This window comes from Pseudomonas sp. 43NM1, from assembly GCF_002836905.1.
GTDB classification, from domain to species: domain Bacteria; phylum Pseudomonadota; class Gammaproteobacteria; order Pseudomonadales; family Pseudomonadaceae; genus Aquipseudomonas; species Aquipseudomonas prosekii.
The window spans coordinates 1-7,187 of the sequence record NZ_MKGS01000065.1; the positions used below are offsets into that span (position 1 = coordinate 1).

A 7,187-nucleotide genomic window follows, 5' to 3' on the forward strand; every position below is an offset into this window, starting at 1 on the left:
GATCTGCTGCCGAACTCAAACCGCACTGAACCGCTCCCCCAGCCCCCGCTCGGCAAACTGCTCAATAATGAAATCGACAAACGCCCGAGTCTTGCCCGGCAACAATTTGTGCTCGGCGTAATAAATCGAAATGTTGCCATCGTCGACATACCAATCCGGCAACACCCGCTGCAAGGTCCCGGCCTGCAGGTAACCGACGGCAAACGGCAAACTCACCAGCGCAATGCCCAAACCCTGCGCTGCGGTCGCGCACGCCGCTTCCGAATCGCTCATGGTCATCCGCGGCTTGAGCACCAGCGGGCTGTGTTGCCGGGTGCGGCTGGTCAGTTGCCAGGAGCGCACGCGACCGGTTTGCGGCGAGCGGATCAAAATCCCGTCACAGCGCTCGAGTTCGTCCGGGCCGACAATCGCCTCACGCTGCGCCAGATAATCCGCCGACGCCACCAACACCCGATGCGCCGGGGTCAACTTGCGCGCCACCACGCCTTGCGGCAATTCAAAGCCGCCGCCAATGGCCGCGTCGAAGCCCTGCCCGATCAGGTCAACCTGGCGATTATCGAAATGCCAATCCGGATTGATCGCCGGAAAACGCCGCAAGAATTCCCCGAGCAACGGCACCACATATAAGCGCCCGAACACCGTGCCCATGCTTACTTTCAGCGTGCCGGCCGGCCGTCCTTCAGCACTGGCCAGATTGGCCACGGCGTTCTGAATGGTGTACAGGCTGGCACTGACCTCGCTCAAAAACAGCTGACCGGCCTCGGTCAATGTCAGGCTGCGGGTACTGCGCTGAAACAACCGCACGCCAAGGCGCGCCTCAAGTTTGGCGACGCTTTTGCCAACAGCGGCGGGCGTCAGACTGAGGCGCCGCGCGGCCTCGGCAAAGCTGCCGACTTCGGCGCTGCGGACGAAGCATTCGATGCTGCTGAAGTTTTCCATGGTTGCCACTATAAACTTTTGGTTTACACAGACAATCGTAATTATGGTCTACACAGGAGGTAATGCGCGGCCGATACTCGACGCCAACCACAAGGCATCCTGCCTTGAATTTCTGGAGATCGACATGACCACGCAAAATCTCAGCGGCAAAGTAGCTCTCATTCAAGGCGGATCCCGCGGCATCGGCGCCGCCATCGTCAAACGCCTGGCCGCCGAAGGCGCGACCGTTGCCTTCACCTACGTCAGCTCAAGCGCAAAAGCTGAAGAGCTGCAAAACAGCATCACCGGCAGTGGCGGCAAAGCCTTGGCGATCAAGGCTGACAGCGCCGACGCCGAAGCCATTCGCAACGCCGTGACCGCTACTGTCGAAGCCTTTGGCCGCCTCGACATCCTGGTCAACAACGCCGGTGTGCTGGCCGTCGCCCCGTTGGAAGAATTCAAACTGGAAGATTTCGACCAGACCCTGGCCATCAACGTACGCAGCGTATTCATCGCCACTCAGGCTGCCGCTAAACACATGACCGAGGGCGGCCGCGTGATCAACATCGGCAGCACCAACGCCGACCGCATGCCCTTCGCCGGTGGCGGCCCGTACGCCATGAGCAAAGCAGCGCTGGTCGGCCTGACCAAAGGCTTGTCGCGCGATCTCGGCCCGCGCGGCATCACCGTCAACAATGTGCAACCGGGCCCGGTCGACACCGACATGAACCCGGCCAGCGGCGACTTCGCTGAAAGTCTGATCCCGCTGATGGCTGTCGGCCGTTACGGCAAAGTGGAAGAAATCGCCAGTTTCGTCGCCTACCTGGCCGGCCCGGAAGCGGGCTACATCACCGGCGCGAGCCTGACGATCGATGGCGGTTTCGGCGCTTGATGCGTTAGAAGCCATCCAAATGTGGGAGCGAGCCTATTCGCTCCCACTTTTTTTGCATCAGGCCCATTCAAGCGCCGGCAGACCACACGCACTCGGGGTGAATGCTTTCAACGTACGAAGAATCCCATCGGCGTGTGCGTATTTTTCATCGGCCATGGCCGCATCCGGGATCGCAATCGCGGTCATCCCCGCCGCTTTCGCTGCGGTCACGCCAAACGGCGAATCCTCGAACACCAGGCAATCCTGCGGCGCGACACCGAGACGGCGGGCGGCGGTCAGGAAGATATCCGGCGCCGGTTTCGCCGCGCCGACTTCCGGGTCATCGGCCGTAACGACGAAGTCGAACAGCGCAAACCAGTCACGGTGCAGGGTGGTTTTCTGGCCGAACGATTGGCGCGAAGAACTGGTGCCCACCGCAATCGGAATGTTGTTGGCCTTCAAATGCCGCACCAGTTCTTCAGCGCCAGGCATCGCCAATGCCGAGGGAAAACGCTCGCGCATCAGCGGTTCACGGATCACCAGAAACTCTTCGGCGGTGATCGGCAAATCCAGCGCTTCGACCACGTAACGCGCAAGGTCGCCAGCGCCGCGGCCAATGATGTTTTGCTTCACGCTCCAGTCAAAGGTGCGGCCGTACCGTTCGACGATCATCGACGTGACTTCGGTGTAGATGCCTTCCGTATCCAGCAACAAACCATCCATGTCGAAAATAACGGCCTTGATCGGGCCAAACGCTTTCAGTGGTGCATTCATCGCATCTGATCCGTTCTTGATGACATCCCAGGCGGCTCAGCTACGGCCATGACTCGGATCGATTAAAGGGTTCAGCAGCATAACGAGCGCGGCCCGCCTGGGGCAACCGGGAAAATCCGTCGGGTAAAAATCGTCATTCGCGTGCTCGTCGTCATTTAGCGAATATCCCTACAGCATTCACCTCTTTTCCCGACTTCTTTCTCGGCTGATGCAACGCAAAGTCTGGCGCTCCTTAATGCTGAGCGCGAGTGACTGCGAATGTTCGACCCCAATCGACTGCTGGCCCTGAATAACACCATCGGCCTGCTGGTGGTTGCCGCGATGAACCCGCAGCGGCCTGACGTCGAAAGCGTGCTCGGCGAGTTCCGCCTCTGCCTTAACGACTACGAACGCTGGGCGGAAAACTTCTGGAGCGGCTGGGCGCTGGATGTCGAGCAAGTATTCGAGGTTGGCAACGATGTTCGCCTCAGCGCGCCGCTGAAACCGGATAAACCCGTCAGTTCAGTAGTTGCCCAATGCAGCGCGGCCGGCTCACTAACCCTGGTGCACATGTTCGACGCCGCGCGGTTCGTGCCGATCGGCAATACGCCGGTGATGCTCGAACCGGTGATCGCGGAACGCGACGGCCAGCTGACACTCGGCGAGCCAGTCCACGAGACCATTGGCCCGAGCGGCATTCTCGAAGTTTCCGGTTGCCCGCGGGGCCAGCGTTATCGCATCACCTTCTTTCCCGATGTGTCCGCCGAGCACGTCAAAGTGCTTTACGCCTCCTATCAGGGCTTGCTCGACGAACTCGAGGGCTGGCTGCGCGCGGAGTGGAGCAACCAATTCGAGCCGCTGTGGACAGAATTCGCCAGTGGCGGATTTCTCGAGCGCTACGGTCAACTGCAAGAGGCCGATTGGCGCGGCGTCGGCAACTCGTTGCAAGGCGTCTGGGATGAAGTGAAACAGGTCTACGAGTTGCTCGCCGACTTGCAGGCCAACAGCGAAAAATTGCTGGAATACATTTCCCAGGCTGAGTTGGATGCCTTGCTCGACGCCTCGGCTGAAGCCATCGCCAACGGCTTGCTGGTATTGAGCGATGAGCCGCTGCTGTTTATTCACCTCGCCGCGCTCACCAGTTGGCTGAAGATGCTGCCGCCGCAGTTTGCCGCTGAAGTGGTGGCGCAAATCCGCACTGACCTGCTGATCGCCTTCCTCCTGACAATCGTCACGCGCCGCCTGGGCCTGAAGCTCGGGTTGAGCGCGCAGATCCTCGGCAAGATCAAATCCCCTCGAGCGCGGCAATGGCTGGCGGCCGCGACGTTGCGCTTGAGCGAACTGAGCTCCGACTCTCGCCTCGACGGCCATGCCGCCGCGTTCAAACCGTTGGCGGTCAATGCGCGCCAGGCTCCGTTGCGGCCGACACCCACGGTGCCGCTGGACATTCGCAGCGACGACGGCACGGCTTTGCGGGTGAAAAACCCCGCCGCCATTGCTCGCAAAAAAACCGACGCGCAAACGCGAATGGTCCGACAGGAACCGCACGACGATGCGCCGGAACAAGCCAAAAACCCCAACGGCGACAGCGCCGATTGCGCCCCGCTGACCTGTACCAACGGTTGCCCGGTATCGATGGTCACCGGCGAAGAACTGCTGACCCTCACCGATGGCGCGCTCGACGGCGTACTGCCATTCGATTTCACCCGGTTGTACCGCACCAGCGCGGCGGAACTCGACTGCGGACTGGGCTGGGGCTGGAGCCATTCGCTGGCGCAGCGCCTGGAATTCGACGGCGATAAAGTCGTCTGGATCGACCACGAGAACCGCCGCACGCCCTTCCCCCTGCCGAACATCGAACGCCCGACGATCCACAACAGCCTCTCGCGAGCGGCGATCTATCTGGGCGACAACGCACAAGAACTGATCGTCGCAATGGCTGGCGAGGCGCCGCGGTTTTATCACTTCCACAACGGCCAACTGACGGCGATCAGCGATGCGTATGACAACCGCCTGCTGATCACCCGCGATCGGACGGAGCGCATTCAACGCCTGGATAACGGCGCTGGACGCTCGCTGCTGCTCAGCTACGAACGCGGACATCTGACCGCAATCGAGTATCAGCTCTTTCGCCCCGCCGACATGCTGAGCGATGCCTGGCGCACCGAACAGACGCTGGTTTCCTATCGCTACGACGCGCGTCATCACTTGGTCGAAGTCGCCAATGCCGCGGGCGAAAGCGAGCGTTACGACTACGACGACCAGCACGTCATCCTCCAGCGGCAATTGGCCGGTGGCGCGAGTTATTTCTGGGAGTGGGAAAGGTCGGGCAAGGCTGCGCGATGCATCCGCCACCGCGCAACGTTTTCGCAGATGGACACCGCTTATACCTGGGATGACCAGGGCGGCGTGGTGGTGAAAAACGTCGATGGCAGCGAAGAAACTTACGTCCACGACGATAAGGCGCGACTGGTGCGGCGCGTCGAGCCGGGCGGCGGCGAACACCTCAAGCGTTACGACGAACAGGGTCGGTTGATTGCCGAGCAGGATCCGCTCGGGGCAATTACCCACTATCGCTACGACGACATCGGACGGCTGATCGCCTCAATTCCTCCCGAAAGTGAGCCGACGTCCTACGAATACCGTAATGGTTTCCTGCATGCGCGGCGTCGCGGCAAAGCAGTCTGGAAATATCAGCGCAACGCCGAGGGTGATGTGACCGAGGCGACCGACCCCGACGGTCAGGTCACGCACTATCACTACGATTCTCGCGGCCGCTTGTTGTCGACCCGCTACCCGGATGCCAGTCGGCACCTGCTGGTCTGGAATGATCTCGGGCAATTGGTCGAAGAGACCTTGCCGGATGGCGGGCAGCGTTATTTTTCCTACGACTCACTGGGGCGACGGGCTACCAGCAAGGACGAACATGGCGCGATCACGGCCTATCGATGGGACGCCATTGGCCGACTGATCCAGACCACGCTTCCTACAGGCGCGACGCGCGCATTCAGTTACAACGCCTACGGCAAGGTGACGGCTGAGCAGGACGAACTCGGTCGCATCACCCTTTACGAATATGCCGACGACCTGCATCTGGTCAGCCGCCGGACCAATCCTGACGGCACGCAACTGAGTTACCGCTACGACAATGCGCAGCTGTTGCTGACGGAAATCGAGAATGAGTCCGGCGAGAAATATCAGCTGGATTACACGCCTGACGGATTGATCCGACAAGAAAGCGGATTTGATGGTCAACGCACGGCGTATGCCTACGACGCCTGCGGACACCTGCTGGAGAAAACCGAGTTCGGCGATGACGGTTCGCAGCTGATCACCGGTTATCAGCGCGATGCCTCAGGTCGGTTGCTGGTTAAAACACTGCCCGATGCAAGCACCGTCGAATATCGCTACGACAGCCTCGGGCGCCTGGTCAGCGTCGACGACAGTCACGATCACCCGTTGGAATTCGAGTACGACCTGCAGGACCGGCTGATCACCGAGCATCAGGGCTGGGGCACTTTGCGTTATGGCTATGACGCGTGCGATCAGCTCAACCACATGCGCCTGCCCGACGGCAGCAAACTCGACTACCACCACGCCAAGGGCGGCGCGCTGACGGCCATCGACTTGAACGGTGCGCAGCTGACAACGCACACCTTTTCCGCTGGCCGCGAACAGCAACGCCAACAAGGTCTGCTGCTCAGTGATTACCAATACGACGAACAGGGTCGCCTCAAAGCCCATTCCGTCAGCCAACAACGTCAACCGCTGTACCGCCGCGATTATGCCTACAGCGCCAACGGCAACCTCGACCGCATCGCCGACACCCGGCATGGCCAGCGCAGCTATCAATACGATGCGCTCGACCGCCTGATCCGCGTCCGTCATTCCCGCGACCACCTGCCGGAAATCTTCGCCCACGACCCTGCCGGCAATTTGCTGATGCAGGACCGCCCCGGCGCGGCGAAAGTGCGGGGTAACCGTCTGCTGATGCAGGGTGATCGGCATTACGACTATGACGCCTTCGGCAACCTGATCCGCGAACGGCGCGGCACCGCGCAAAAACTCGTCACCGAATATCGCTACGACTGCCAGCACCGACTAGTCGGCGTCACGCTTCCTGATGGCCGCTGCGCCAGTTATCGCTACGACGCCTTCGGCCGCCGAATCGCGAAAACCGTCGATGGCAAAACCACCGAATTTTTCTGGCAAGGCGATCACCTGGTCGCGGAAAGCGGCCATGAACATCACCGCAGCTATGTCTACGAACCCGGCACCTTCCGCCCGCTGGCCATGCTCGACGGCAAAGGCTCGCGCAAGGCCTGCCCGTTCTACTACCAACTCGACCACCTCGGTACACCACAAGAACTGACCGACTACAGCGGCGAAATCGTCTGGGCCGCCCAATACACCGCCCACGGCCGACTCACCCGCTTAAACCGCGACACCGACCAAGTGCTGGATCAACCGCTGCGTTTTCAGGGCCAGTACTTCGACGCGGAAACGGGCCTGCATTACAACCGCCATCGGTATTACAACCCTGATGTCGGGCGATATCTGACGCCGGACCCGGTGAAATTGGCTGGCGGGGTTAATGGTTATCGGTATGCGGTGAACCCGACGGGGTGGGTTGATCCGTTGGGGT

The 7,187-nt window shown here is 60.8% G+C and carries 4 protein-coding genes; 2 read left to right on the top strand and 2 right to left on the bottom strand.

Annotated elements, in window-relative coordinates; genetic code table 11:
• Window positions 1–15: 15 nt before the first annotated feature.
• On the bottom strand, window positions 16–939 hold the full coding sequence (locus BI292_RS07760) for a LysR family transcriptional regulator (protein ID WP_101207518.1): 924 nt from the start codon (window positions 937–939) through the stop codon (window positions 16–18).
• Between the two features lie 124 nt (window positions 940–1,063).
• Between BI292_RS07760 and BI292_RS07765 the strand changes: the two genes are divergently transcribed.
• On the top strand, window positions 1,064–1,810 hold the full coding sequence (locus BI292_RS07765) for a 3-oxoacyl-ACP reductase family protein (RefSeq protein ID WP_101207519.1): 747 nt from the start codon (window positions 1,064–1,066) through the stop codon (window positions 1,808–1,810).
• 57 nt (window positions 1,811–1,867) lie between these two features.
• On the opposite strand, the gene BI292_RS07770 is transcribed toward BI292_RS07765, so the two are convergent.
• A complete protein-coding gene (locus BI292_RS07770) occupies window positions 1,868–2,563 on the bottom strand; it encodes an HAD-IA family hydrolase (protein WP_101207520.1) in 696 nt (231 codons plus the stop codon).
• 258 nt (window positions 2,564–2,821) lie between these two features.
• Here BI292_RS07770 and BI292_RS07775 point away from each other — a divergent pair.
• On the top strand, window positions 2,822–7,187 hold a 4,366-nt coding region (locus BI292_RS07775), incomplete at its 3' end, for an RHS repeat-associated core domain-containing protein (RefSeq protein ID WP_101207521.1).